This window comes from Streptomyces sp. a15, assembly GCF_059026085.1.
Window position 1 is genome coordinate 70,299 of the sequence record NZ_JBWLKM010000030.1, and the last position, 23,842, is coordinate 94,140.

At 69.0% G+C, this 23,842-nt stretch carries 21 protein-coding genes; all 21 read right to left on the reverse strand.

The annotated features are described in order from the left end of the window. Window positions 1–114: 114 nt before the first annotated feature. Complete coding sequence (gene atpD / locus AC5P09_RS27570) at window positions 115–1,551, reverse strand: F0F1 ATP synthase subunit beta (protein ID WP_493876456.1); 1,437 nt, start codon at window positions 1,549–1,551, stop codon at window positions 115–117. Further along, entirely contained in the window at window positions 1,551–2,468 is a 918-nt protein-coding gene (locus tag AC5P09_RS27575) for a F0F1 ATP synthase subunit gamma (protein ID WP_493876457.1), read from the reverse strand. The genes atpD and AC5P09_RS27575 overlap by 1 nt, the downstream gene beginning before the upstream one ends. 20 nt (window positions 2,469–2,488) lie before the next feature. Then, a complete protein-coding gene (gene atpA / locus AC5P09_RS27580) occupies window positions 2,489–4,081 on the reverse strand; it encodes a F0F1 ATP synthase subunit alpha (RefSeq protein WP_493876458.1) in 1,593 nt (530 codons plus the stop codon). A gap of 123 nt (window positions 4,082–4,204) precedes the next feature. Continuing rightward, the gene (locus AC5P09_RS27585; RefSeq protein WP_406495508.1) at window positions 4,205–5,020 is read right to left on the reverse strand and encodes a F0F1 ATP synthase subunit delta; all 816 of its coding nucleotides are present in this window, start codon (window positions 5,018–5,020) and stop codon (window positions 4,205–4,207) included. Beyond that, window positions 5,017–5,568, reverse strand: a complete 552-nt coding sequence (locus AC5P09_RS27590) for a F0F1 ATP synthase subunit B (RefSeq protein WP_266433783.1) — start codon at window positions 5,566–5,568, stop codon at window positions 5,017–5,019. Before AC5P09_RS27590 ends, AC5P09_RS27585 begins: the two co-directional genes overlap by 4 nt. A 42-nt stretch (window positions 5,569–5,610) precedes the next feature. Next, a complete protein-coding gene (gene atpE / locus AC5P09_RS27595; protein WP_018521144.1) occupies window positions 5,611–5,835 on the reverse strand; it encodes an ATP synthase F0 subunit C in 225 nt (74 codons plus the stop codon). 78 nt (window positions 5,836–5,913) lie between these two features. Next, window positions 5,914–6,738 (reverse strand): F0F1 ATP synthase subunit A, encoded by an 825-nt coding sequence (gene atpB / locus AC5P09_RS27600; protein ID WP_307677328.1) that lies wholly within the window; start codon window positions 6,736–6,738, stop codon window positions 5,914–5,916. A 225-nt stretch (window positions 6,739–6,963) separates the two neighbouring features. Next, entirely contained in the window at window positions 6,964–7,398 is a 435-nt protein-coding gene (locus AC5P09_RS27605; protein ID WP_266433786.1) for a Cg1360 family ATP-synthase-associated protein, read from the reverse strand. Window positions 7,399–7,697: 299 nt separating this feature from the next. After that, entirely contained in the window at window positions 7,698–9,017 is a 1,320-nt protein-coding gene (locus AC5P09_RS27610) for an MraY family glycosyltransferase (RefSeq protein WP_493876459.1), read from the reverse strand. 129 nt (window positions 9,018–9,146) lie between these two features. Then, the gene (gene glyA / locus AC5P09_RS27615; RefSeq protein WP_493876460.1) at window positions 9,147–10,391 is read right to left on the reverse strand and encodes a serine hydroxymethyltransferase; all 1,245 of its coding nucleotides are present in this window, start codon (window positions 10,389–10,391) and stop codon (window positions 9,147–9,149) included. Window positions 10,392–10,556: 165 nt separating this feature from the next. Beyond that, a complete protein-coding gene (locus AC5P09_RS27620; protein ID WP_266433789.1) occupies window positions 10,557–11,234 on the reverse strand; it encodes an arsenate reductase/protein-tyrosine-phosphatase family protein in 678 nt (225 codons plus the stop codon). Next, entirely contained in the window at window positions 11,231–11,878 is a 648-nt protein-coding gene (locus tag AC5P09_RS27625; RefSeq protein ID WP_069765550.1) for an L-threonylcarbamoyladenylate synthase, read from the reverse strand. Before AC5P09_RS27625 ends, AC5P09_RS27620 begins: the two co-directional genes overlap by 4 nt. A 52-nt stretch (window positions 11,879–11,930) precedes the next feature. Next, a complete protein-coding gene (gene prmC, locus AC5P09_RS27630) occupies window positions 11,931–12,770 on the reverse strand; it encodes a peptide chain release factor N(5)-glutamine methyltransferase (RefSeq protein ID WP_266433793.1) in 840 nt (279 codons plus the stop codon). An 82-nt stretch (window positions 12,771–12,852) separates the two neighbouring features. Continuing rightward, window positions 12,853–13,929 carry a peptide chain release factor 1 gene (prfA, locus tag AC5P09_RS27635; RefSeq protein WP_493876461.1) on the reverse strand — a complete coding sequence of 359 codons (1,077 nt, stop codon included), beginning with the start codon at window positions 13,927–13,929 and terminating at the stop codon, window positions 12,853–12,855. 107 nt (window positions 13,930–14,036) lie between these two features. After that, a complete protein-coding gene (gene rpmE, locus AC5P09_RS27640; RefSeq protein ID WP_030042685.1) occupies window positions 14,037–14,258 on the reverse strand; it encodes a 50S ribosomal protein L31 in 222 nt (73 codons plus the stop codon). Between the two features lie 151 nt (window positions 14,259–14,409). Further along, window positions 14,410–15,546 (reverse strand): LCP family protein, encoded by a 1,137-nt coding sequence (locus AC5P09_RS27645; protein WP_493876462.1) that lies wholly within the window; start codon window positions 15,544–15,546, stop codon window positions 14,410–14,412. Between the two features lie 206 nt (window positions 15,547–15,752). Further along, a complete protein-coding gene (locus AC5P09_RS27650; RefSeq protein ID WP_493876475.1) occupies window positions 15,753–17,552 on the reverse strand; it encodes a trypsin-like serine protease in 1,800 nt (599 codons plus the stop codon). A gap of 139 nt (window positions 17,553–17,691) precedes the next feature. Next, on the reverse strand, window positions 17,692–19,773 hold the full coding sequence (gene rho / locus AC5P09_RS27655; RefSeq protein ID WP_493876463.1) for a transcription termination factor Rho: 2,082 nt from the start codon (window positions 19,771–19,773) through the stop codon (window positions 17,692–17,694). Window positions 19,774–20,194: 421 nt separating this feature from the next. Then, on the reverse strand, window positions 20,195–21,124 hold the full coding sequence (gene thrB / locus AC5P09_RS27660) for a homoserine kinase (RefSeq protein WP_266433806.1): 930 nt from the start codon (window positions 21,122–21,124) through the stop codon (window positions 20,195–20,197). Window positions 21,125–21,412: 288 nt separating this feature from the next. After that, on the reverse strand, window positions 21,413–22,471 hold the full coding sequence (gene thrC, locus AC5P09_RS27665; protein WP_493876464.1) for a threonine synthase: 1,059 nt from the start codon (window positions 22,469–22,471) through the stop codon (window positions 21,413–21,415). A 6-nt stretch (window positions 22,472–22,477) separates the two neighbouring features. After that, on the reverse strand, window positions 22,478–23,767 hold the full coding sequence (locus AC5P09_RS27670; protein ID WP_493876476.1) for a homoserine dehydrogenase: 1,290 nt from the start codon (window positions 23,765–23,767) through the stop codon (window positions 22,478–22,480). Window positions 23,768–23,842 lie beyond the last annotated feature (75 nt).

Genomic DNA, 23,842 nt, shown 5'->3' on the forward strand with positions numbered 1-23,842 from the left:
TGGCTCCTCGGGTCACCACCCGGCGGTTCTGCCGGGTGTTGGTTACAAGTCTAGTAGGCGTGGCTGAGGGGGCGGGACGCGCCCGCCCCCTCAGACGAACTCAATGGTCCGAGTTCAGGAGACGCCGAGCTCCTTGGCGTTCTTCTTGAGGTCCTCAAGACCACCGCACATGAAGAACGCCTGCTCCGGGAAGTGGTCGTACTCGCCGTCGCAGATCGCGTTGAAGGCCCTGATCGACTCCTCCAGCGGAACGTCCGACCCGTCGACGCCCGTGAACTGCTTGGCGGCGTGGGTGTTCTGGGACAGGAAGCGCTCCACGCGACGGGCACGGTGGACAACGAGCTTGTCCTCCTCGCCCAGCTCGTCGATACCGAGGATCGCGATGATGTCCTGGAGGTCCTTGTACTTCTGCAGGATCGTCTTGACGCGCATGGCGCAGTCGTAGTGCTCCTGCGCGATGTAGCGCGGGTCCAGGATCCGGGACGTGGAGTCCAGCGGGTCCACGGCCGGGTAGATGCCCTTCTCGGAGATCGGACGGGACAGAACCGTCGTCGCGTCGAGGTGGGCGAAGGTGGTGGCCGGGGCCGGGTCGGTCAGGTCGTCCGCGGGGACGTAGATCGCCTGCATCGAGGTGATCGAGTGACCACGCGTCGAGGTGATCCGCTCCTGGAGCTGGCCCATCTCGTCGGCCAGGTTCGGCTGGTAACCCACCGCGGACGGCATACGGCCGAGCAGGGTGGACACCTCGGAACCGGCCTGGGTGAAGCGGAAGATGTTGTCGATGAAGAACAGCACGTCCTGCTTCTGCACATCGCGGAAGTACTCCGCCATGGTCAGGCCGGCCAGGGCCACGCGCAGACGGGTGCCCGGGGGCTCGTCCATCTGACCGAAGACAAGGGCGGTCTTGTCCAGAACGCCGGACTCTTCCATCTCCGCGATGAGGTCGTTGCCCTCACGGGTGCGCTCGCCGACGCCCGCGAAGACGGAGACGCCCTCGTGGAGGTTGGCGACACGCATGATCATTTCCTGGATCAGCACGGTCTTGCCGACACCGGCACCACCGAACAGACCGATCTTTCCACCCTTGACGTACGGGGTGAGAAGGTCGACGACCTTCAGGCCGGTCTCGAACATCTCGGTCTTGGACTCGAGCTGGTCGAACGCGGGCGCCTTGCGGTGGATGGACCAGCGGTCGCCCTCGTACTGCTCGTCGCTGTTCAGCACCTCACCGAGGGTGTTGAACACCTTGCCCTTGGTGAAGTCGCCGACCGGGACACTGATGCCCGAGCCGGTGTCGGTCACCGTGGCCTGGCGGACCAGGCCGTCGGTGGGCTGCATCGAGATGGTGCGGACCAGGCCGTCACCCAGGTGCTGGGCGACCTCCAGGGTCAGCAGCTTCTTCTCGCCGGCGTTGGCCGGGTCGGCCACCTCGACGTGAAGGGCGTTGTAGATCTCCGGCATGGCGTCGACGGGGAATTCCACGTCGACGACCGGGCCGATGACCCGGGCGACGCGGCCCGTGGCAACGGCCGTCTCAACTGTCGTCGTCATTACCTGTCACTCCCCGCGGTCGCGTCGGCCAGGGCTGCGGAGCCACCGACGATCTCGCTGATTTCCTGGGTGATTTCGGCCTGGCGGGCCGCGTTGGCAAGTCGGGAGAGGCTGGTGATCAGGTCTCCCGCGTTGTCGGTGGCCGACTTCATCGCGCGGCGGGTGGCGGCGTGCTTGGAGGCGGCCGACTGGAGCAGCGCGTTGTAGATACGGCTCTCGACGTACCGCGGCAGGAGGGCGTCGAGGACGTCCTCCGCCGACGGCTCGAAGTCGTACAGCGGAAGGATCTCGCCCTTGGCGTGCGACTCCTCCTTGACCTCTTCTAGACGCAGCGGCAGCAGGCGGCTGTCGAGCGCCGTCTGCGTCATCATCGAGACGAACTCGGTGTAGACGATGTGGAGTTCGTCCACGCCGCCGTCCACCGTCTCCTTCTCGATGGCCTCGATGAGCGGAACCGCGACCTTCTTCGCGTCCGCGTACGAGGGCTGGTCGGTGAAGCCCGACCACGACTCCGCGACCTTGCGCTCACGGAAGTTGTAGTGGGCCAGACCGCGGCGGCCGACGATGTACATGTCGACCTCCTTGCCCTCGGCCTCGAGACGGGCGGTCAGCTGCTCCGCCGCCTTGATGGCGTTGGAGTTGAAGGCGCCCGCCAGTCCACGGTCGCTCGTGAGGAGCAGCACCGCGGAACGGGTCGCCGTCTCCGCCTCCGTGGTCAGCGGATGCCTGGTGTTCGACCCGGTTCCGACCGCCGTGACCGCGCGGGTGAGCTCGGTCGCGTACGGCGTGGAGGCCGCCACCTTGCGCTGCGCCTTGACGACGCGCGAGGCGGCGATCATCTCCATCGCCTTGGTGATCTTCTTGGTCGCGGTGACGGATTTGATGCGACGCTTGTAGACCCGGAGCTGGGCTCCCATGAGTCAGGTCCCTTCCGTCGTCACTTGCCCGCAGCGGCAGGGGTGTCCTCGCCGAGCAGCTTGCCGTCCGACGTCTCGAACTGCTTCTTGAAGTCGGTGATGGCGTCGGCGATGGCCTGCAGGGTGTCGTCCGAGAGCTTGCCACCCTCCTTGATGGAGGTCATGAGGCCCTGCTCCTTGCGGTGCAGGTACTCCAGGAGCTCCTTCTCGAAGCGGCGGATGTCGGCGACCGGAACGTCGTCCATCTTGCCGGTGGTACCGGCCCAGACGGAGACGACCTGGTCCTCGGTCGACATCGGCTGGTACTGGGGCTGCTTCAGCAGCTCGACCATGCGCTGACCGCGCTCCAGCTGCGCCTTCGACGCGGCGTCCAGATCGGAACCGAAGGCGGCGAACGCCTCCAGCTCACGGAACTGGGCGAGGTCGACGCGCAGACGACCGGAAACCTGCTTCATCGCCTTGTGCTGCGCGGAACCACCGACTCGGGAGACGGAGATACCGACGTTCAGCGCGGGGCGCTGACCGGCGTTGAAGAGGTCCGACTCCAGGAAGCACTGGCCGTCGGTGATGGAGATGACGTTGGTCGGGATGAACGCCGAGACGTCGTTGGCCTTCGTCTCGACGATCGGCAGACCGGTCATCGAACCGGCACCCATCTCGTCGGAGAGCTTGGCGCAGCGCTCCAGCAGACGGGAGTGCAGGTAGAAGACGTCACCCGGGTAGGCCTCACGGCCCGGCGGGCGGCGCAGCAGCAGGGACACGGCGCGGTAGGCGTCGGCCTGCTTCGAGAGGTCGTCGAAGATGATCAGGACGTGCTTGCCCTCGTACATCCACTGCTGGCCGATGGCCGAGCCGGTGTACGGGGCCAGGTACTTGAAGCCGGCCGGGTCGGACGCCGGGGCGGCGACGATGGTCGTGTACTCCAGCGCGCCGGCCTCGTCCAGGGCGCCCCGCACGGAGGCGATGGTCGAGCCCTTCTGGCCGATGGCGACGTAGACGCAGCGGACCTGCTTCTTCGGGTCGCCCGAGCGCCAGTTGTCGCGCTGGTTGATGATCGTGTCGACGGCCAGGGCGGTCTTGCCGGTCTGACGGTCACCGATGATCAGCTGACGCTGACCACGGCCGATCGGGGTCATCGCGTCGACGGCCTTGTAGCCGGTCTCCATCGGCTCGTGGACCGACTTACGGGCCATGACGCCCGGGGCCTGCAGCTCCAGGGCGCGTCGGCCGCTGGTCTCGATCTCACCGAGGCCGTCGATCGGGTTGCCGAGCGGGTCGACAACGCGGCCGAGGTAGCCCTCGCCCACGGCGACCGAGAGGACCTCGCCGGTACGGGTGACCGGCTGCCCCTCCTCGACGCCGCTGAACTCGCCGAGGATGACGCAACCGATCTCGCGCTCTTCCAGGTTGAGCGCGAGGCCGAGGGTGCCGTCCTCGAACTTCAGCAGTTCGTTGGCCATGGCCGAGGGCAGGCCCTCGACCTTCGCGATGCCGTCGCCGGCAAGGGTGACCGTACCGACCTCCTCGCGCGAGGCCGCGTCCGGCTTGTACGACTGGACGAAGTTCTCCAGCGCGTCCCGGATCTCCTCCGGCCGGATCGTGAGCTCCGCCATCTGGGTTCCCTGCTCTCCTTGTTGGGCCCGAAGTTTCACTTTGGGGTCTGGGGGCGACCCCCAGGATTCTTCTGCACGGCCCAACACGGGCCGTAATAAGTACGTACTGCTATGAAGTTGCTGCTAGCTCGCCATGCGGCGGCCGGCGTCCTCGATGCGGTCCGCGATGGAGCCGTTGATGACCTCGTCACCGACCTGCACCCGGATCCCGCCGAGGACCTCGGGGTCCACGTCGAGGTTGAGGTGCATCGTGCGGCCGTAGAGCTTCGCGAGGGCGGCACCCAGGCGCTGCTTCTGCGGGTCGCTCAGCGGTACCGCCGAGGTGACGACGGCCACCATGCGGTTCCGGCGCTCGGCGGCGAGCTTGGACAGGGACTCCAGTCCCGCTTCCAGGCTACGTCCCCGGGGCGCGGTCACAAGGCGCGTCACCAGACGCTCGGTGGTCGCGGCGGTCCGGCTGCCGAGCAGGCTGCGGAGCAGCTCGCCCTTGGCCGAGGCCGGAGCCTTGCGGTCGGTCAGCGCGGCGCGCAGCGCGGTGCTCGAAGAGACGATCCGGCCGAACCGGAACAGCTCGTCCTCGACGCTGTCGAGCGTGCCCGCCTTCTGCGCGGCCGTGAGGTCGGCGAGGGCGGCCAGCTGCTCCAGCGCGTCGACCAGGTCGCGCGACTGTGACCAGCGGGAACGCACCAGACCGGACACCAGGTCGACGGCCTGGCCGCCGACCTGGGAACCGAGCAGGCGCTGGGCCAGTTCGGCCTTGGCCTCGCCGGACTGCGACGGGTCGGTCAGGACCCGGCGCAGCGACACCTCGCGGTGCAGCAGCGCGGTGACGGCGGCCAGCTCGTCGGCGAGCGAGCCGGCGTCCACGGACGTGGAGTCCGTCAGCGCGTCGAGACGCTCGCGTGCGGCTGCCAGGGCCCCGCGGCTCGCTCCGTTCATCGGCTGGCCTCGGCCTTCTCCTCAAGCTCACCGAGGAAGCGGTCGATCACACGGCTCTGCCGGGCGTGGTCCTCGAGGGACTCGCCGACGAGCTTGCCGGCCAGTTCGGTCGCGAGCGTGCCGACGTCCTGGCGCAGCGCGGACGCGGCGGCCTTGCGGTCGGCCTCGAGCTGGGAGTGACCGGCGGCGACGATCTCCTCGCGCTGCCGCTGGCCTTCCGCACGCATCTCGGCGATGAGCGCGGCACCCTGCTCCTGCGCCTCCTGGCGCAGCCGCGCTGCCTCGTGGCGTGCCTCGGCGAGCTGGGCCTTGTACTGCTCAAGGACGCTCTGGGCCTCGGTCTGTGCGGCCTCGGCCTTCTCGATACCGCCCTCGATGGCCTCGCGACGCTCTTCCAGAACCTTGTTGATGGTCGGGAGGAGCTTCTTGGCGAGGAAGCCGAAGACGATGACGAAAGCGATGAGGCCGATGACAACTTCCGGCCACGGCGGGATGAGGGGGTTCTCCTTCTCACCCTCAGCCGCCAGGAAAACCAGGGCGGATGTCACATCAGTGCCTTTCGTCGAAAGGGTCGGTCGTCAGGGTTCGTCTTAGTAGACGAACGGCATGACGAGACCGATCAGGGCGAGCGCCTCACAGAAGGCGAAGCCCAGGATCTGGTTGGCGCGGATCAGGCCGGCCGCCTCGGGCTGGCGGGCAAGAGCCTGCGTGCCATTACCGAAGATGATGCCGACGCCGACGCCGGGGCCGATGGCCGCAAGACCGTAACCGACGGAGCCAAGGTCACCGGTGACAGCAGCGAGGGTCTGGGACATGCCAGTTCTTCCTTCTCTTTACGGACCGGTGGGGGTTGGCCACCGGACGACTCTGGGGTGTTCGAAAAGCGGCGGTGCTCAGTGGTGCTCGGCGAGCGCGCCCTGGATGAAGGTGCAGGTCAGGAGGACGAAGACGTACGCCTGAACTGCCTGGATGAAGAGCTCGAAGGCCGTCATCACGATGACCATCACGAACGAGACGGCGGAGTAGGCGATGCCGATGCCGTTCAGCATGTACCAGCTGGCGATGGTGAACAGCAGCAGCAGGGTGTGGCCGGCGAACATGTTCGCGAACAGTCGCACCGCGTGCGTGAACGGGCGGACCAGCAGGTTCGAGAAGAACTCGATGGTCATGGCGAGCGGGAGCACCGGGCCCAGCGACTTGTCGTAGCCGGTGAAGTTCTTGAAGGCGCCCACGAAGCCGTGCCGCTTGAAGGTCAGGGAGACCCAGGTGATGTAGACGATCAGGGCCAGGATCGCCGGGTAGGCGATGATCGACGTCACCGGGAAGGCGGCGACCGGGATGATCGACCAGAGGTTCATCATCCAGATGAAGAAGAAGAGCGAGACGGCGAGCGGGACGTACTTCTCGCCCTCCTTCTTGCCGATCGTCTCGTAGACGATGCCGCGGCGTACGAAGTCGTAGCCGGCCTCGGCGACCATCTGGAGCTTGCCGGGGACCAGCTTCGGCCTGGCGAAGGCGGCCCAGAAGAAGCCCACGATGATGACGGAGCCCAAAAGCGCCAGCAGCATCGGCTTGTTGAAGTAGAGGCCGTTGCCGTCGGCGTCGCCCAAGAGCGGCTCGAACAGGAACGAGTGCAGGCCCGGAGCCGGGAAGCCACAACCGTCGAACAGGTGGCAGTCGGTCTCGAAGGCGAGCGTCTGCGTCGGGTCAGCACTCACCGCGGGCTCCTTCAGCGTGGCGCATAGGTACGGCAACCTCGTTGTGTCGGCGCGGCGCGCAGCCGCGGTTCGGCACGGGACTGGTGTTTCGGATATGGGGGCGGCTGGGGGGCATCTCGCCTCGCGATTGAGCAGGCGTCAGCTCAGATGCCCGCGCCCGCGATGCCGCAGTTGGCACCGGACGATAGCAGCATCTCTGTAGCGCCCTTATCCCGGCCCTACCCCTCACGACGAGTGCCCCGTCTTTTCGGGCTTGTCGCCCGAAGACTCGGGCTCGACGTAGAGGATCTTGGACTTCATGTGCGCGCGCGTCTGGGCGGCGATCCACACGAGGGTGCCGACGACGAGCGTGATCGCGAAGGCCCGGGCGTTGAACAGAGTCGTGTTCTTGAAGGCCGCGAGGAAGATGAAGAGCAGCAGGATCTGTGCCGCGTACAGCATCAGGCCCATCGCCTGGAACAGGTGCGGAAGCGATTTGGCAGTGCGCTGCAGAACGTAGAGACCGATTCCCATGAACAGGATCACGATCAGTGTCGCGACGCCCGCCCCGATCGCTCCCTTGCCACCGGCGACCACACCACTGACGACGGCGGCTACAGCGCCGACGGCTGCTGTGGGCACAGCGGCCTGGAGCAGGATCCGGACGTCGTTGGACGGCATGGCGGCAACTCCGCTTTCACAGGGGGGCAGGGGTGTCGTCATGGACGAGCGTAGTCCCGGGCTGAGGGGATACCTCACGCCAAGGGACCGTCGCACTGCGGTCCTTCGGCTCTATCCGGGGTTCTCGTGAACCGTATCACAAACTATTTGATGCGGTCTTTACCAAGTGGCGTGCTCGGTGTCACACATGAGAGTGACAGTGCCCGTCTGTGCGAGACTCAGGGCGACTTGTCTGGTATTGGGGAACTTTGCTTCCCCACGAGTTGGCAATGCTCTAGTCAGATTCTTACCTTGTCCCGTCAGCGGGACGTCTCGGCCTTCCGCCTCTCCAGGGGACGCGAACGCGCGCCGAGGGCGGTCGCCCCATTGACGCCGGCCACCCCCGCGGCCACGGGAGCGCGGCTCTCCTCCTCCACCGCGGGCGTCGGCACGGGCTCCTCGACGACCGCCCGGCGCCGCCGGTAACGCGGCGGCACGAAGTGCTCGGCCCAGCGCGGGGCGCGCGGGGTGAAGCGGGGCAGCAGGAGCAGCGCGAGGCCGATGGCGCTGAGGAAGACGACGCCGAGCACGATCCACATGGACGCCGAGTTCACCGAGTAGGCGAGCGCGCCGAAGGCGATCAGCGCCGACCAGAAGTACATGATCAACACCGCCCGGCTGTGCGAGTGGCCGACCTCCAGCAGGCGGTGGTGCAGGTGCCCCCGGTCCGCCGCGAACGGCGACTGGCCGCGCCAGGTGCGGCGCACGATCGCGAGGATCAGGTCGGCGGCCGGGATCGCGATGATCGTCAGCGGCAGCAGCAGCGGGATGTAGACGGGCACCGTCTGGTGCACGGCCGCCTTCTCGGAGCCGGCGAACAGTTTCAGCGCGTCCGGGTCGACCTGCCCGGTGATGGAGATGGCGCCGGCCGCCAGCACCAGGCCGATGAGCATCGACCCGGAGTCGCCCATGAAGATCCGCGCGGGATGCATGTTGTGCGGCAGGAAGCCCAGGCACATGCCCATCAGGATCGCCGCGAACAGCGTGGCGGGGGCGGCGGCCTCGATGCCGTACGAGACCCAGACCCGGTAGGCGTAGAGGAAGAACGCGGCCGCGGCGATGCACACCATGCCGGCCGCGAGACCGTCGAGGCCGTCGACGAAGTTGACCGCGTTGATGGTGATGACGACGAGCGCCACCGTCAGCAGGGTGCCCTGCCACTGGGTCAGCGCGACCGAGCCGACGCTGGGGATGGGCAGCCACAGGATCGTCAGACCCTGCATGACCATCACGCCCGCGGCGATCATCTGGCCGCCCAGCTTGATCAGGGCATCGATCTCGAACTTGTCGTCCAGGACGCCGATCAGCCAGATCAGGGCGGCTCCGGACAGCAGCGCCCGAGGCTCGTTGGACTTGGAGAAGACCTCGTTGAGGTTTTCGAGGTGGTCGGCGACCAGCAGCCCCGCGCACAGGCCGAAGAACATGGCGATCCCGCCGAGCCGCGGAGTCGGTTCCCGGTGCACGTCACGGGCCCTGATCTCCGGCATCGCTCCGGCGACGATCGCGAACTTCCGTACCGGCCCTGTCAGCAGATACGTCACCGCGGCCGTCACGCAGAGCGTCAGCAGGTATTCACGCACAGGCTTCCCCACAGGTCTCGCTGGCCATCTCAGCCCCACACACTAGCGACGCACGCATACGGTTGGGGACTTCCGGGTAGCGACGATGGTTGCACGTGTGGCTGTGTACGGATCAGCGCCTACCCCGGTTCAGCCGGGATACGGCGGAAATCCCCCGGCCAGCTCCCGCACTTCTTCACGCGCCTTCTGGCTCTCCACCTCACCCCTGAGCACTCCTGCGAACACTACGGCGATCCGCACCATCTCCGCCTCCCCCATGCCCTGCGTGGTCACAGCCGCGGTGCCGAACCGCAGGCCACGGGCGTCCGCGTGCGGCAGCGCACAGCAGTCGAGCACCATTCCGGCCGCCGCGAGCCGGCCGCGCGCGGTGCGTCCGTCGACGCCGAGCGGCGCCGGATCGGCCGTCACCAGGTGGGTGTCGGTCCCGCCGGTGGTGACGACGAGTCCCTCGGCGGCGAGCGTGGCCGCCAGCACCCGGGCGTTGGCGACCACCTGATGGGCGTACGCCGTGAAGGCCGGTGTTGCCGCCTCGCCGAACGCGACGGCCTTGGCGGCGATGGTGTGCATCTGGGCACCGCCCTGGGTGAAGGGGAACACCGCCCGGTCGACCCGCTCCGCGAGCTCGGCGCCGCACAGGATCATGCCGCCGCGCGGGCCGCGCAGCACCTTGTGGGTGGTGGCGCACACGACGTCGGCGTACGGCACCGGGTTCGGCGCCGCTCCCCCGGCGACCAGCCCGATGGGGTGGGCGGCGTCGGCGATGAGATACGCGCCGACCTCGTCGGCGACCTCCCGGAAGTAGGCGTAGTCGATGTGCCGGGGGTAGGCGATGGAGCCGCACACGATCGCCTTGGGCCGGTGGGTACGGGCCAGCGTGCGCACCTGGTCGTGGTCGATCAGCCCGGTCTCCGCATCCACCCCGTACCCGACGAAGTCGAACCAGCGGCCGGAGAAGTTGGCGGGCGAGCCGTGCGTGAGGTGACCGCCGTAGGGCAGGCCGAGGGCGAGCACGGTGTCGCCGGGGCGCAGCAGGGCGGCATACGCGGCGAGCACGGCCGACGAGCCCGAATGGGCCTGCACGTTGGCGTGCTCGGCGCCGAACAGCGCCTTCGCCCGCTCCACGGCGATCCGCTCGGCGAGGTCGACGATCTCGCAGCCGCCGTGGTACCGGGCCCCCGGATAGCCCTCCGCGTACTTGTTCGCGAGGCGCGAGCCGAGGGCGGCCAGCACGGCCGGCGAGGAGAAGTTCTCGGCCGCGATCAGCTGGAGCGTGGTCGACTGCCGGTCGGCTTCCCCGAGCAGGATCTCGGCCAGCTCGGGGTCCTGCCGCCGCAGGACATCGACGGCGGACTCGGGGGCATGGGTGACCGACATGGCGGACTCCGGGAGTCGACGGTGACGTAGGTCCAATGTAGGCCCGGGACGCCGTCTCAGCCCGTCCGGTGTTTGAGGACGAGGCCCGTTCAGGGCCGAAGGGGGGTCTGGGGGGCGCAGCCCCAGGGACGGGACGGGAAGTGGCGGCGGGGGCGAAACACCGCGTCACGTGCGCGCGGGCACCCCGGTCAACGCCGTCACCACCGGATCCAGCGCCTCGTTTATCTCGTCCCCGATCGAGCGGAAGAACGTCAGCGGCGCGCCGTACGGGTCGTAGACCTCGTCCGCCTCGGCCGTCGGGGCCAGGAGCCACCCGCGTAGAGCCGCTGCCGCGCGGACCAGGGCGCGGGCGCGGGCCACCATGCCGTCCTCCAGGGGCGGCAGGGTCGCGGGGTCGATCGCCTTCACCAGGCGGGTGAACTCCTTCAGAGTGAAGGTGCGCAGGCCCGCCGAGTGGCCCATGGAGATGACCTGGGCGCGGTGGTCGCGGGTCGCGGTGAGGACCAGGTCGGCTCTGATGACGTGTTCGTCGAGCAGTTCGCGGCCGGTGAAGCCGGAGGCGTCCGCGCCGAAGTCGGCCAGCACGGTCTCCGCGTTGGCCTCCATGGGTGCGCCCTCATGGCCCCAGGTGCCGGCGCTCTCCACGATCACCCCGCCCCACAGGGGGTCGCCGAGCCGCTCCGCCAGGGCATGACGGGTCAGCCGCTCGGTGATCGGCGAGCGGCACACGTTGCCGGTGCTGACGTGGAGGATGCGGAAGCTGTCGAGCGGGAGGCCCTGTTCGAACAGGCTCCCCGTCCCTTCCCCGTTGCCTATGCCACGCCCCGCGTCAGGGGCCGTCAATTCGCCACCTCGAGGTCGGGTACGACCTTGCGCAGCTCGTCCGCGGAGATGGCCCCCGCGCGCAGCAGCAGCGGTACCTCGCGGGTGACGTCGACGATCGAGGACGGCACGTTGCCGGGGGTCGGGCCGCCGTCCAGGTACACGGAGACCGAGTCGCCGAGCATCTCCTGCGCCGCGTCACAGTCCTCCGGCGCCGGGTGGCCCGTCAGGTTCGCGGAGGAGACGGCCATCGGGCCGACCTCGGTGAGCAGCTCGATGGCGACCGGGTGCAGCGGCATGCGCACGGCGACGGTGCCACGGGTGTCCCCCAGGTCCCACTGGAGGGACGGCTGGTGCTTGGCGACGAGCGTGAGCGCGCCCGGCCAGAAGGCGTCGACCAGCTCCCAGGCCAGCTCGGAGAAGTCCGTGACCAGGCCGTGCAGGGTGTTCGGGGAGCCGATGAGGACAGGCGTGGGCATGTTGCGGCCGCGGCCCTTGGCCTCGAGGAGATCGGACACCGCTTCCGAGGAGAACGCGTCGGCGCCGATGCCGTACACCGTGTCCGTCGGCAGCACCACGAGCTCGCCACGGCGGACGGCGGACGCGGCCTCGCGCAGACCGGTCGTGCGGTCGGTCGCGTCGTTGGTGTCGTATCGCCGTGCCATATCTAGCGGGCCTCCTCGTACACGTACTTCTGGAAAAGGGTCTGCGGGGTGCTCACGGCGTCGCCTTGCGGGCGGTCGCGAAGCGCGGGCGGTTGTTGAGGTCGGGGTGGTCGGCCGCGTCGGCCCAGCCCCGCTCCTCGGTGAAGATCCACGGCACCTGGCCGCCCTGGGTGTCGGCGTGCTCGATGACGACGACACCGCCGGGGCGCAGAAGCCGGTGTGCGGTGCGTTCGATGCCGCGGATCAGGTCGAGGCCGTCCTCGCCCGAGAACAGGGCGAGTTCGGGGTCGTAGTCCCGTGCCTCGGGAGCGACGTACTCCCATTCGGTGAGCGGGATGTACGGCGGGTTGGAGATGACCAGGTCGACCTGGCCGTCGAGGTCGGGGAAGGCGTCCAGGGCGTTGCCCTGACGCAGGTCGACCCTGGACCCCGCCATGTTCTTGCGGGTCCACTTGAGGGCGTCCTCGGACAGCTCCACGGCGTGCACACGGGAGCGCGGGACCTCCTGGGCGAGGGCGAGCGCGATCGCGCCGGACCCGGTGCACAGGTCGACGATCAGCGGCTCGACGACGTCCATCGCGCGTACGGCGTCTATGGCCCAGCCGACCACGGACTCCGTCTCGGGACGGGGCACGAACACCCCTGGCCCGACCTGGAGTTCCAGGTACCGGAAGAAGGCCCGCCCGGTGATGTGCTGCAGCGGCTCGCGCTGTTCACGCCGGGCGATGACCTCCCAGTAGCGGGCGTCGAAGTCGGAGTCCTTCACGGAGTGCAGCTCGCCCCGCTTCACGCCGTGCACGAACGCGGCGAGCTCCTCCGCGTCGTTGCGCGGCGAGGGCACGCCGGCGTCGGCCAGCCGCTGGGTGGCCTGGGCCACCTCGGCGAGCAGCACGCCTCGGGGGTTTGGGGGTCGCCCCCCAAATGATTGCTGCACGCAGGTCCTCCGTGTCGTACTCGGTCGTACGTGTGGTGTCTTACGCGGCCGCCAGCTTCGCTGCCGAGTCCGCGTCGACGCAGGCCTGGATCACCGCGTCGAGTTCGCCGTCCAGGACCTGGTCCAGGTTGTAGGCCTTGAAGCCGACGCGGTGGTCCGAGATGCGGTTCTCCGGGAAGTTGTACGTACGGATCTTCTCGGAGCGGTCGACGGTGCGGACCTGACTGCGGCGGGCGTCGGCGGCCTCCCGCTCCGCCTCCTCCTGCGCCGCGGCAAGCAGCCTGGAGCGCAGGATACGCATCGCCTGCTCCTTGTTCTGCAGCTGGCTCTTCTCGTTCTGGCAGGAGGCGACGACTCCGGTGGGAATGTGCGTGATGCGCACGGCGGAGTCGGTGGTGTTGACGGACTGGCCGCCGGGGCCGGAGGACCGGTAGACGTCGATACGGAGGTCGTTGGGGTTGATCTCCACCTCCACCTCCTCCGCCTCGGGGGTCACGAGGACACCGGCCGCGGAGGTGTGGATACGGCCCTGCGACTCGGTCGCCGGCACCCGCTGCACGCGGTGCACGCCGCCCTCGTACTTCATCCGCGCCCACACGCCCTGCCCGGGCTCGGTCGCGCCCTGGCCGCCCTTGGTCTTCACGGCGACCTGGACGTCCTTGTAGCCGCCCAGTTCGGACTCGGTGGCGTCGATGATCTCGGTCTTCCAGCCGACCCGCTCGGCGTACCGCAGGTACATGCGCAGCAGGTCGCCGGCGAACAGGGCGGACTCGTCGCCGCCCGCGCCCGCCTTGATCTCGAGGATGACGTCCTTGTCGTCGCTGGGGTCGCGCGGGACGAGGAGAAGGCGCAGCTTCTCCGTCAGTTCCTCGCGCTGCTTCTCCAGCTCCTTGACCTCGGCGGCGAAGTCGGGATCGACGGCGGCGTACTCGCGCCCGGTCTCGATGTCGTCGCCGGTCTGCTTCCAGGAGCGGTACGTGGCGACGATCGGGGTGAGCTCGGCGTACCGCTTGTTCAGCTTGCGCGCGTTGGCCTGGTCGGCGTGGACCGAGGGGTCGGCCAGCTTCTTCTCCAGGTCGGCGTGCTCACCGAGGAGTTCCTCGACGGCCTCGAACATCTTTCGGCTCCTGTGCTGCTGGGAAAGGGGGTAGGCGGGCGACCAAAAACGCCGGTCCCGGTGCGCCGGTGAAGGGGCGCGACCGTGGACCGGCGATATGGGGCTCGCTACTTCTTGGAGCCGGCAGCCTTGCCGAAGCGGGCCTCGAAGCGGGCCACACGGCCACCGGTGTCGAGGATCTTCTGCTTGCCCGTGTAGAACGGGTGGCACTCGGAGCAGACCTCGGCACGGATGGTGCCGGAGTCGATGGTGCTGCGAGTGGTGAACGACGCGCCACAGGTGCAGCTGACCTGCGTCTCGACGTACTCGGGGTGGATGTCGCGCTTCAAGGGTGTCTCCTAGTTTCGGGAGGGCGCCGGGTCGCAGCCGCGGGATGCGGAGGCGTGAACCGGAGCCGACGTACCAGTCTGCCAGGACTGGGGCCATCCCCCAAAACCGGGGGTTACGGTGATCTATTCCCGCGGGGCTCGTCAGGCAGGCTCAGGACGAGGTCACGACGCCGTCGGCGTCTCCCGTGGCCGTGCCCGTGGTGGCCGACTTCGGGATCACCCTGTCGTTCTCCAGGGCCGTCCACACCTGCTTGGCCTTGGCCTCCTCGACGATGACCCGGTTCGGGTCCGCCGGGTCGTACTGGACCGGCATCGTGACCATGTGCATGTTGGCGGCGCTGATGCCCTTGAGGCCGGTGGCGAAGGACATGAGCTTGTTGATCGAGCCCAGGTCGGAGTCGGTCGTGACGGCCTTGGTGGCGGTGTTGGCGAGGTCGTACAGCTTGGTGCCGCCGCCGAACAGGTCGATGGCCTTGACCTGGTTGATCAGCGCCTTGATGAAGGCCTGCTGGAGCTGGATGCGGCCGAGGTCGGAGCCGTCGCCGACGCCGTGCCGGGTGCGGACCAGGCCGAGGGCCTGCTCGCCGGTGAGGGTGTGCGTGCCGGCCTTCAGGTCCAGGTGGCTGTCGTCGTCCTTGATGTCCTTGGTCGTGGTGACCTTGACGCCACCGAGCTCGTCGATGATCTTCTCGAAGCCGCTGAAGTCGACCTCGAGGTAGTGGTCCATGCGGATGCCGGTGAGGGACTCGACGGTCTTCACCGCACAGGCGGCGCCCCCGGTCGAGTACGCGGAGTTGAACATCACCTCGGACGCGGCGTCGTGCGTCTCGCCCTTGGTGTCGGTGCACTCGGGGCGGTCGATGATGGTGTCGCGCGGTATGGAGACGACGCTGGCCTTCTTGTGGCCCTCGTAGACGTGCACGACCATCGCGGTGTCGGAGCGGGCGCTGCCGTCGTCGGTGCCGCCGCCGAGCTTCTTGTTGGAGCCGGAGCGGGTGTCCGAGCCGAGGACGAGGATGTTCTCGGAGCCGTTGTCGACCTTGGTCGGCCGGTCGGTGCCGAGGGCCGAGTCGATGTCGACGCTCTTGATGTTGCCGTTGAGCTGGAAGTACACGTAGCCCGCGCCGGTGCCGCCGAGGACGACGATGCCCGCCGCGACCCAGGCCATGACGAGAACGCCCTTGCGGCGCTGGCCTCGGGGCTTGCGGCGGCTGCCCTTGGCTCGGTGGCGGCCCCTGGTACCGGACTCGTCCGGTATGCCGGACTCCGGCGTGCTCTCGGCTGACATCTGCTCCTCGAATCCCGTCCGGTCGGTTACCCCCTGTTTTCAGGGTCAGGCGTGGTCGTGGAAAGACCCGACCGCACCGCTGTCGCTCCGCCTGGTCAGACGGCGAAACTCGGGAAAGGGTTGCACAACGCACTGTGGCCACCCTGTGAAGCGGTGGCCACAGCGCGTAACGGACTATCCGGGGCGAACGCCACTCACCAGCGGTTTCAGCCGAAGATGTCGTACTGCTTGAAATCGGTCCCCACGGAGACCCTTGTGGCAAAGATCTCGCTCGTCGCCTTGCCGGTGCCCTTGTACAGGTAGAGCGTGCCGCCGGGCGTACGGGCCAGGAAGTCGGCCTTGCCGTCGCCGGTGACGTCACCGACCGCGTCGAAGGCGTTGTACGTCGTGGTGCTCCAGGTGCGCACCTTGACCCGGGCGGAGAAGGCTCCGCTGCCGGACTTGCCGGTGCCCTTGTAGAGGTAGACGTAGCCGTTGCTCTTGCCGCGGGCGATCAGGTCGGTCTTGCCGTCCCCGGTGAAGTCCCCGTGGCCGAGCAGGGCGTTGTACTGGTTCCAGCCGGAGCCGAACTTCACACGGGCCGCGAAGGTGCCGTTGCCCTTGCCCGGGTAGATCCACAGGACGCCGGCGGAGTCGACCGAGAGCATGTCGGGCAGGTAGTCGCCGGTGACGTCGCCGGGGCTCAGGACGCGGGTGCGGGTCTTCCAGTTGTCGAAGATCTGCTTGGGGTCGGCCCAGCTCTCGGTGGCCGGGACGTAGCGCCACCAGTAGACGTCGCCGGTCGTGCTCTGGCGGTACACGAAGTCCTGGTAGCCGTCCCGGTTGAGGTCGGTCTGCAGGACGACGTTGACGCCGCTCCAGTTGCCCCAGGACTGCCGGGCGCCGAAGGCGCTGCCCGTGGAGTCCTTCTCGTAGCCGGTCTTGGTGGAGGCGTTGCGCACCCACAGGTCGGCCTTGTGGTCGAAGCTCAGGTTGGTGTCGTCGACGCGCGGATAGGCGGCGCCGACGTACGTGCTGACCTTGGCGAAGACGCTGTAGGCGCCCTTCGCCACACAGTTGGCCACGCCCCAGGAGACGACGCCCACGATCCGGTTGTTCACGACCAGCGGGCCGCCGGAGTCGCCGTTGCAGGCGGACGTCGTACCGGTGTCGCTGCCGCTGGCGGGGTTGCCCGCGCAGACCATGTGGCCCTTGACGAAGTCGGTGCCGTAGTAGCCGGCGCAGGTGGCGTCGGACCTGATCGGCAGCGTCGCCGTCTTCAGCGTCTCGGAGATGTCCTGGGTGGTGGAGCTGGTACGGCCCCAGCCGTAGAGCTTGGCACTGGTGCCGGTGGCGTACGAGGCGGTGTCGTTGGACGTCGTCATGCGGATCGGCGTCGCCCTGACGGGACTTGCCAGGGTGAGCACCGCGATGTCGTTGTCGATGGTCCGCGCGCTGTACGAGGGGTGGTTCCACTGCCGCAGGACACCGCTGACGGTGCCGCCGTGCAGGTCGCCCTCCGAGGGCAGCTGGGAGGTGCCGGTGACGACGGCGCCACCGGCGTGCCAGTCGTAGCCCTTCACGCAGTGCGCAGCGGTGAGGATCTTCGTGGGCGCGATGACGGCGCCGCCGCAGAAGAAGCCGGTGTCGTCGCTCTCGTCGGCGGTGCCCTGGTCGTCGGTGTACCAGAGCTGCGCCATCCACGGGGCCGTGGTGATGGTGGTCGTCGTACCGCCGATGACCTTCGGGTCGACGGTGGACGTGCCGGTGCTCGCGCTCAGCGAGGTCTTGGCCGTCGTACCGCCCGGGGTGTCGTCACCCGCCATGGCGTCGGCGATCCGCTGCTGCAGCTCGGCGAGCGAGGGCTGCGCGACCGCGGTCCTGACCGGCGGTTTCGGCGTGACGGCGGTGGCGGCACCGGCGGACGAGGTCAGCAGCGCGGCGGCCACGGCGGCGACCACACCGGCCGCGCCCACGGGCAGGGCGATCCGTATCCGACGTCTGTGTCGGCCGCCGCCCGCGGACATGGGTGTACCCACGTAAGTCCCCCCTCGGGATCATGAGTTCGCGGTCGAAAAGTTGACCGAAGAGCGCGATCTTACCCCGGCCACATACAGCACAAAGGGCCACCCCTTTCTCAGGGGTGGCCCTTTGTGGAAGGTGACGTCAGTCGCCGTTGCCGGGCGTCGGCGTCGTCTTCTGGATCTGGAGCAGGAACTCCGCGTTCGACTTCGTCTGCCTCATCTTGTCGAGAAGCAGCTCGATCGCCTGCTGCTGGTCGAGCGCGTGCAGCACCCGGCGCAGCTTCCAGGTGATGGCGAGCTCGTCGCTGCCGAGCAGGAGCTCTTCCTTACGGGTGCCGGACGCGTCGACGTCCACCGCCGGGAAGACCCGCTTGTCGGCGAGCTTCCGGTCGAGCTTGAGCTCGGCGTTGCCGGTGCCCTTGAACTCCTCGAAGATGACCTCGTCCATGCGGGACCCGGTGTCCACCAGGGCGGTGGCGAGGATGGTCAGCGAGCCGCCGTCCTCGATGTTGCGGGCCGCACCGAAGAAGCGCTTCGGCGGGTACAGGGCGGTCGAGTCGACACCACCGGACAGGATGCGGCCGGAGGCCGGGGCCGCCAGGTTGTACGCACGGCCCAGACGCGTGATCGAGTCGAGCAGCACGACCACGTCGTGCCCCAGCTCCACCAGACGCTTGGCGCGCTCGATGGCGAGCTCGGCGACCGTGGTGTGGTCCTCGGCCGGGCGGTCGAAGGTCGAGGAGATGACCTCGCCCTTGACCGACCGCTGCATGTCGGTGACCTCTTCCGGACGCTCGTCGACCAGGACGACCATCAGGTGGCACTCGGGGTTGTTGTGCGTGATCGCGTTGGCGATCGCCTGCATGATCATGGTCTTGCCGGTCTTCGGCGGGGCCACGATCAGACCGCGCTGGCCCTTACCGATCGGCGCGACGAGGTCGATGATGCGGGTGGTGAGGATGCCCGGGTCCGTCTCCAGACGGAGGCGTTCCTGCGGGTACAGCGGCGTCAGCTTGTTGAACTCCGGCCGCCCGCGCCCGGATTCGGGCGCCATGCCGTTCTGGGAGTCCAGGCGGACCAGCGCGTTGAACTTCTCGCGGCGCTCGCCTTCCTTGGGCTGGCGCACCGCACCGGTGACGTGGTCACCCTTGCGCAGGCCGTTCTTGCGGACCTGGGCGAGGGAGACGTACACGTCGTTGGGACCCGGCAGGTAGCCCGACGTACGGATGAAGGCGTAGTTGTCGAGGATGTCGAGGATGCCCGCGACCGGGATCAGGACGTCGTCGTCGGCGAGCTGCGGCTCGGGGCCGCCCATCTCGTCACGTCCGCGACGGCCACGGCGGTCGCGGTAGCGTCCGCGACGGCCACGGCGGCCGCCCTCGAAGTCGTCGTCGTCCTGCGGACCGTTGTCACGCTGGCGGTCCTGACGGTCCTGACGACCAGCGCCACCCTGCTGCTGACGGTCCTGACGGTCCTGACGATCGGGACGGTCCTGGCGGTCGGGACGGTCCTGGCGCTGCTGCTGGCCGCCGCCCTGGCCGCCCTGCTGCTCCTCGCCCTTGCGGCGGTCACCGCGGTCGCCACGGTCACCGCGCTCACCACGGTCGCGGCCGCGCTCACGGCGGTCGCGGCGACGGTTCTCGCCACCGTCGGCGTCGCTCTTGGCCTCGCCCTGCGCCTGCGGGGCGGGCGTCTCGGCCTTCGGCTCGCTCTTCGCCTCGGCGGTGACCGTCTCCGGGCTGCCGGCCTCGGCGGTGGCACGACGGCGACGGCGCTCCACGGGAGCATCGTCGCTGGCCGGCTGGCCGGGAATCTCGATCTGCTGCTGGGCCACGGCCTCCTCGGCGGGGGCCTCGGCCTTCACGGCCGCCTTCTTCGCGGCGGCGGGAGCGGCCTCGTCGCCCGTACGGGCCTTGGAGGTGGCCCGGCGCTTGGGCTTGGTCTCGGCGGCGTCCCCGGCGGGAACCGCGGCCTTGGGAGCCGCACCTCCCCCCGCCTGCGCCTCCTTGATGACCTCGATCAGCTGGCTCTTGCGCATCCGCGCGGTGCCCCTGATACCGAGGCCCGAGGCGACCTGCTGCAGCTCGGCCAGCACCATGCCATCGAGGCCGGTACCGCGGCGCCGCCGGGAGCCGGCACCGCTGGCAGGCGCGGAGGCGTCCGTGGCGGGCGCGGCAGCTGTCTCCTCGACACGTGCGCCCATCAGATCGGTGGTGTCGCTCACGAAGGGTCCTTCCCTGGAGCGGACGTCGGCCTGTCTGGCTCGGCGACCGGTTGTGCTGTCCGGCATCGGTCCTTGCTGTGTGGACCGTGCCGGGGCGGTGGTCCGCCTGGACGGCGGAGGAATGTGGTGACGGCGCTTCCCAAAGCAGTGGCACTGAGTGTCCGTGTCACGTGGCTTGGTCGCACCGGTTCCGGAGCGTGCCCGGCAAGTCGCTCAGTGCCCGCGTACGGCGTACTGCCCGCGTACGTCGTACGGAACACAGTGCGGCTTGGGAGGCTCCCGGAAGAATGTCTGTCCCGGACGGGGACGTGAAGCACCTCGCCATGGTGGGGTCGGGTGCAGACTTGAGGTTAACACTACCGGATCCAACAAACATTCCCCCTCTCGAAATCCGGCAACCGCCGGATTTCAAATGTCGCTGTCAGATGTCACCGGAGGGCGCGAGCGGCAGCACGCTCGCCCCCTGAGCGTCGAGTTCCAGCCGGTTCGCGGCCCATCCCTCGCCCGCCAGATGGGCGACCTTGTCGGCGCTTTCGCCGTCCACCAGCGCGAGCACCGTGGGGCCCGCGCCGGAGATGACTGCCGGGACCCCGTCGGCCCGCAGCCGCTCCACCAGCGCCGCGCTCTCCGGCATGGCCGGCGCGCGATACTCCTGGTGGAGACGGTCCTCAGTGGCGGGCAGCAGCAGCTCGGGGCGCCGGGTCAGGGCCTCGACGAGCAGGGCTGCACGGCCCGCGTTGGTGGCGGCGTCGACGTGCGGCACGGTGCGCGGGAGCAGTCCGCGCGCGGTCTCCGTCAGGAGCGGTTTGCCGGGCACGAAAACCACCGGAACGATGGAATCGGCTGGATCCATCCTGATGGCCCGGGCGGCGCCGGCCTCCATCCAGGACAGGGTGAATCCGCCGAGCAGACAGGCCGCCACGTTGTCGGGGTGGCCCTCGATCTCGGTCGCGAGCTCGAGCAGGGCGACGTCGTCCAGCTTGGCCTCGCCGCCTATGGTCACGGCGCGCGCGGCGACGATGCCGGCGCAGATGGCGGCCGAGGAGGAGCCGAGGCCCCGGCCGTGCGGAATGCGGTTCGCGCAGACGATCTCCAGGCCCCGCGGCTGTCCGCCGAGCAGGTCGAAGGCGGTGCGCAGGGACCGTACAAGAAGGTGGTTCTCGTCACGCGGGAGTGTCTCGCTGCCCTCACCCGCGATGTCGACGTGCAGCCCCGAGTCGGCCACCCGGACGACGACGTCGTCGTACAGCCCCAGCGACAGGCCGAGGGCGTCGAAGCCCGGGCCGAGGTTGGCGCTGGTGGCGGGGACGCGCACTCGGACGGCGGCGGCGCGGAATGCTGGACCGGCCATCTCTCGATGACTCTCCTTGAGCTGCGGGACTGTCGAAGACATTCGTACGTACGGAGGTTCCCTGGTGCGTGAAAACCCTGGGAACCGCTTCCGGGCCGCGGAGACGACGCGGCACCCGGCCATATGCGGAGGCATATGCGGCGGGCGGGTTCGGTACAGCCTATCGAAGGAAGGTTCTGTGGCGACATAGGGCGCACAGGAGGCGCACGATGCGTGTCGTAAGCCCCCTGTGCCACCCCCTGCGGGTTGACCCTTGGCGGAGGTCAGCCGGACGAACCTTCGCGGAGGTCAGGCGAGACCGAGGCGTTCGGCCGCCGTCGCCGCGTCGACCGGGACGATGACCGGCCGCGGGGCGCCCTCGACGGCCCAGCCGGGGTCCTTGAGGCCGTTGCCGGTGACGGTGCACACGATCTTCTGCCCCGGGTCGACCTTGCCCTGCTCGGCGGCCTTCAGCAGACCGGCCACGGACGCGGCGGACGCCGGCTCGACGAAGACACCCTCCTGAGCGGCCAACAGCCGGTAGGCGCGCAGGATTTCACGGTCCGTCACCTCGTCGATGAAGCCGCCGGACTCGTCCCGCGCCGCCAGGGCGAACTGCCAGGACGCGGGGTTGCCGATGCGGATCGCGGTGGCGATGGTCGACGGTTCCTTGACGATCTCGCCGCGCACGATCGGGGCGCTGCCGGAGGCCTGGAAACCCCACATGCGCGGGGTCTTGGCGGCGATGCCGTCGGCGGCGTACTCCTTGTAGCCCCTCCAGTACGCGGTGATGTTGCCCGCGTTGCCGACCGGCAGGACGTGGATGTCGGGTGCGTCGCCGAGCATGTCCACGATCTCGAACGCGGCCGTCTTCTGGCCCTCGATCCGCACCGGATTGACCGAATTGACCAGCGCCACGGGATAGTTGTCGCTCAGGGCGCGGGCGAGGGTGAGGCAGTCGTCGAAATTGCCGTCGACCTGGAGGATCTTGGCGCCGTGCACGAGCGCCTGTCCCATCTTGCCGAGCGCGATCTTGCCCTGCGGGACGAGGACGGCACAGACCATCCCGGCACGCACGGCGTACGCGGCGGCGCTCGCGGACGTGTTGCCGGTGGAGGCGCAGATGACCGCCTTCGCGCCCTCCTCCTTCGCCCGCGTGATGGCCATGGTCATACCGCGGTCCTTGAAGGACCCTGTGGGGTTGGCGCCCTCCACCTTGAGGTGGACCTCGCAGCCCGTGCGCTCGGAGAGCACCTGCGCGGGCACGAGGGGCGTGCCGCCCTCGCGGAGCGACACGACCGGCGTGGTGTCGGACACCGGAAGCCGGTCCCGGTACTCCTCGATGATTCCGCGCCACTGGTGGGTCATTGCTGGTTACTCTCCTTCAACCCGCATGATGCTGGCGACACCACGCACGGTGTCGAGCTTGCGCAACGCCTCGACGGTGCCGCCCAGGGCGGCGTCGGACGCGCGGTGCGTGACGACGACGAGAGAGGCCTCGCCGTCCTTCCCCTGCTGGCGAACCGTATCGATCGAGACACCGTGCTCGGCGAACACGGTGGCGACCTGGGCGAGAACACCCGGTTTGTCCGCCACGTCGAGGCTGATGTGGTAGCGCGTGACGACCGCGCCCATGCCCGACACGGGCAGCGCGGCGTACGACGACTCCCCCGGGCCGGTGGCGCCGTTGAGCCGGTTGCGGCAGACGGCGACGAGGTCGCCGAGCACGGCGGAGGCGGTGGGGGCGCCGCCGGCGCCGGGGCCGTAGAACATCAGCTGCCCGGAGGCGTCGGACTCGACGAACACGGCGTTGTACGCGCCGCGCACGGAGGCGAGCGGGTGGGTCAGCGGAATCATCGCGGGATGCACGCGCGCGGTGACGGACCCGCCGTCCTCCGCCCGCTCGCAGATGGCGAGCAGCTTGATGGTGCAGCCCATCTCCCGCGCGGAGGCGAAGTCGGCGGCGGTCACCTCGGTCATGCCCTCGCGGTAGACGTCATCGAGACGCACGCGCGTGTGGAAGGCGATCCCGGCGAGGATGGCCGCCTTGGCGGCGGCGTCGAACGCTTCGACATCGGCGGTCGGGTCGGCTTCCGCGTATCCGAGCGCCGTGGCCTCGTCGAGGGCTTCCTGATAGCCGGCCCCCGTGGAGTCCATCTTGTCGAGGATGAAGTTGGTGGTCCCGTTGACGATCCCGAGCACCCGGTTCACCTTGTCGCCGGCGAGGGACTCGCGCAGCGGACGGATCAGCGGGATGGCACCGGCGACGGCGGCCTCGTAGTAGAGGTCCCTGTTGTGCGCCTCCGCCGCCGCGTGCAGGTCGGCGCCGTCCTGGGCGAGGAGGGCCTTGTTCGCGGAGACCACGGACGCGCCGTGCTCGAAGGCGGTGGTGATGAGCGTACGAGCGGGCTCGATGCCGCCGATGACCTCGACGACCACGTCGATGTCCCCGCGCTTGACGAGGGCGGTGGCGTCGGTGGTGACGAGGGCGGGGTCGATGCCCTCGCGGACCTTGGAGGGCCGGCGTACGGCCACGCCGGCGAGCTCCACGGGGGCGCCGATGCGCGCGGCGAGGTCGTCGGCGTGCGTCGTCATGATGCGCGCCACCTCTGAGCCGACCACTCCACAGCCCAGCAGCGCCACCTTCAGCGGACGCGTACGCATCATCCGACCTCGTTTCCTCATACCGTCACGGTTGGACCAGTCTCACTCACCGAACGGGAGTTTCTATCCCATGTC

Excerpts from the sequence above, each read along its gene's own strand:
- atpD (WP_493876456.1), bottom strand. The coding sequence starts at position 1,551 with ATGACGACGACAGTTGAGACGGCCGTTGCCACGGGCCGCGTCGCCCGG.
- AC5P09_RS27575 (WP_493876457.1), bottom strand. The coding sequence starts at position 2,468 with ATGGGAGCCCAGCTCCGGGTCTACAAGCGTCGCATCAAATCCGTCACC.
- atpA (WP_493876458.1), bottom strand. The coding sequence starts at position 4,081 with ATGGCGGAGCTCACGATCCGGCCGGAGGAGATCCGGGACGCGCTGGAG.
- AC5P09_RS27585 (WP_406495508.1), bottom strand. The coding sequence starts at position 5,020 with ATGAACGGAGCGAGCCGCGGGGCCCTGGCAGCCGCACGCGAGCGTCTC.
- atpE (WP_018521144.1), bottom strand. The coding sequence starts at position 5,835 with ATGTCCCAGACCCTCGCTGCTGTCACCGGTGACCTTGGCTCCGTCGGT.
- AC5P09_RS27605 (WP_266433786.1), bottom strand. The coding sequence starts at position 7,398 with ATGCCGTCCAACGACGTCCGGATCCTGCTCCAGGCCGCTGTGCCCACA.
- glyA (WP_493876460.1), bottom strand. The coding sequence starts at position 10,391 with ATGTCGGTCACCCATGCCCCCGAGTCCGCCGTCGATGTCCTGCGGCGG.
- AC5P09_RS27625 (WP_069765550.1), bottom strand. The coding sequence starts at position 11,878 with ATGGCACGGCGATACGACACCAACGACGCGACCGACCGCACGACCGGT.
- prfA (WP_493876461.1), bottom strand. The coding sequence starts at position 13,929 with ATGTTCGAGGCCGTCGAGGAACTCCTCGGTGAGCACGCCGACCTGGAG.
- AC5P09_RS27645 (WP_493876462.1), bottom strand. The coding sequence starts at position 15,546 with ATGTCAGCCGAGAGCACGCCGGAGTCCGGCATACCGGACGAGTCCGGT.
- AC5P09_RS27650 (WP_493876475.1), bottom strand. The coding sequence starts at position 17,552 with ATGTCCGCGGGCGGCGGCCGACACAGACGTCGGATACGGATCGCCCTG.
- thrB (WP_266433806.1), bottom strand. The coding sequence starts at position 21,124 with ATGGCCGGTCCAGCATTCCGCGCCGCCGCCGTCCGAGTGCGCGTCCCC.
- thrC (WP_493876464.1), bottom strand. The coding sequence starts at position 22,471 with ATGACCCACCAGTGGCGCGGAATCATCGAGGAGTACCGGGACCGGCTT.
- AC5P09_RS27670 (WP_493876476.1), bottom strand. The coding sequence starts at position 23,767 with ATGCGTACGCGTCCGCTGAAGGTGGCGCTGCTGGGCTGTGGAGTGGTC.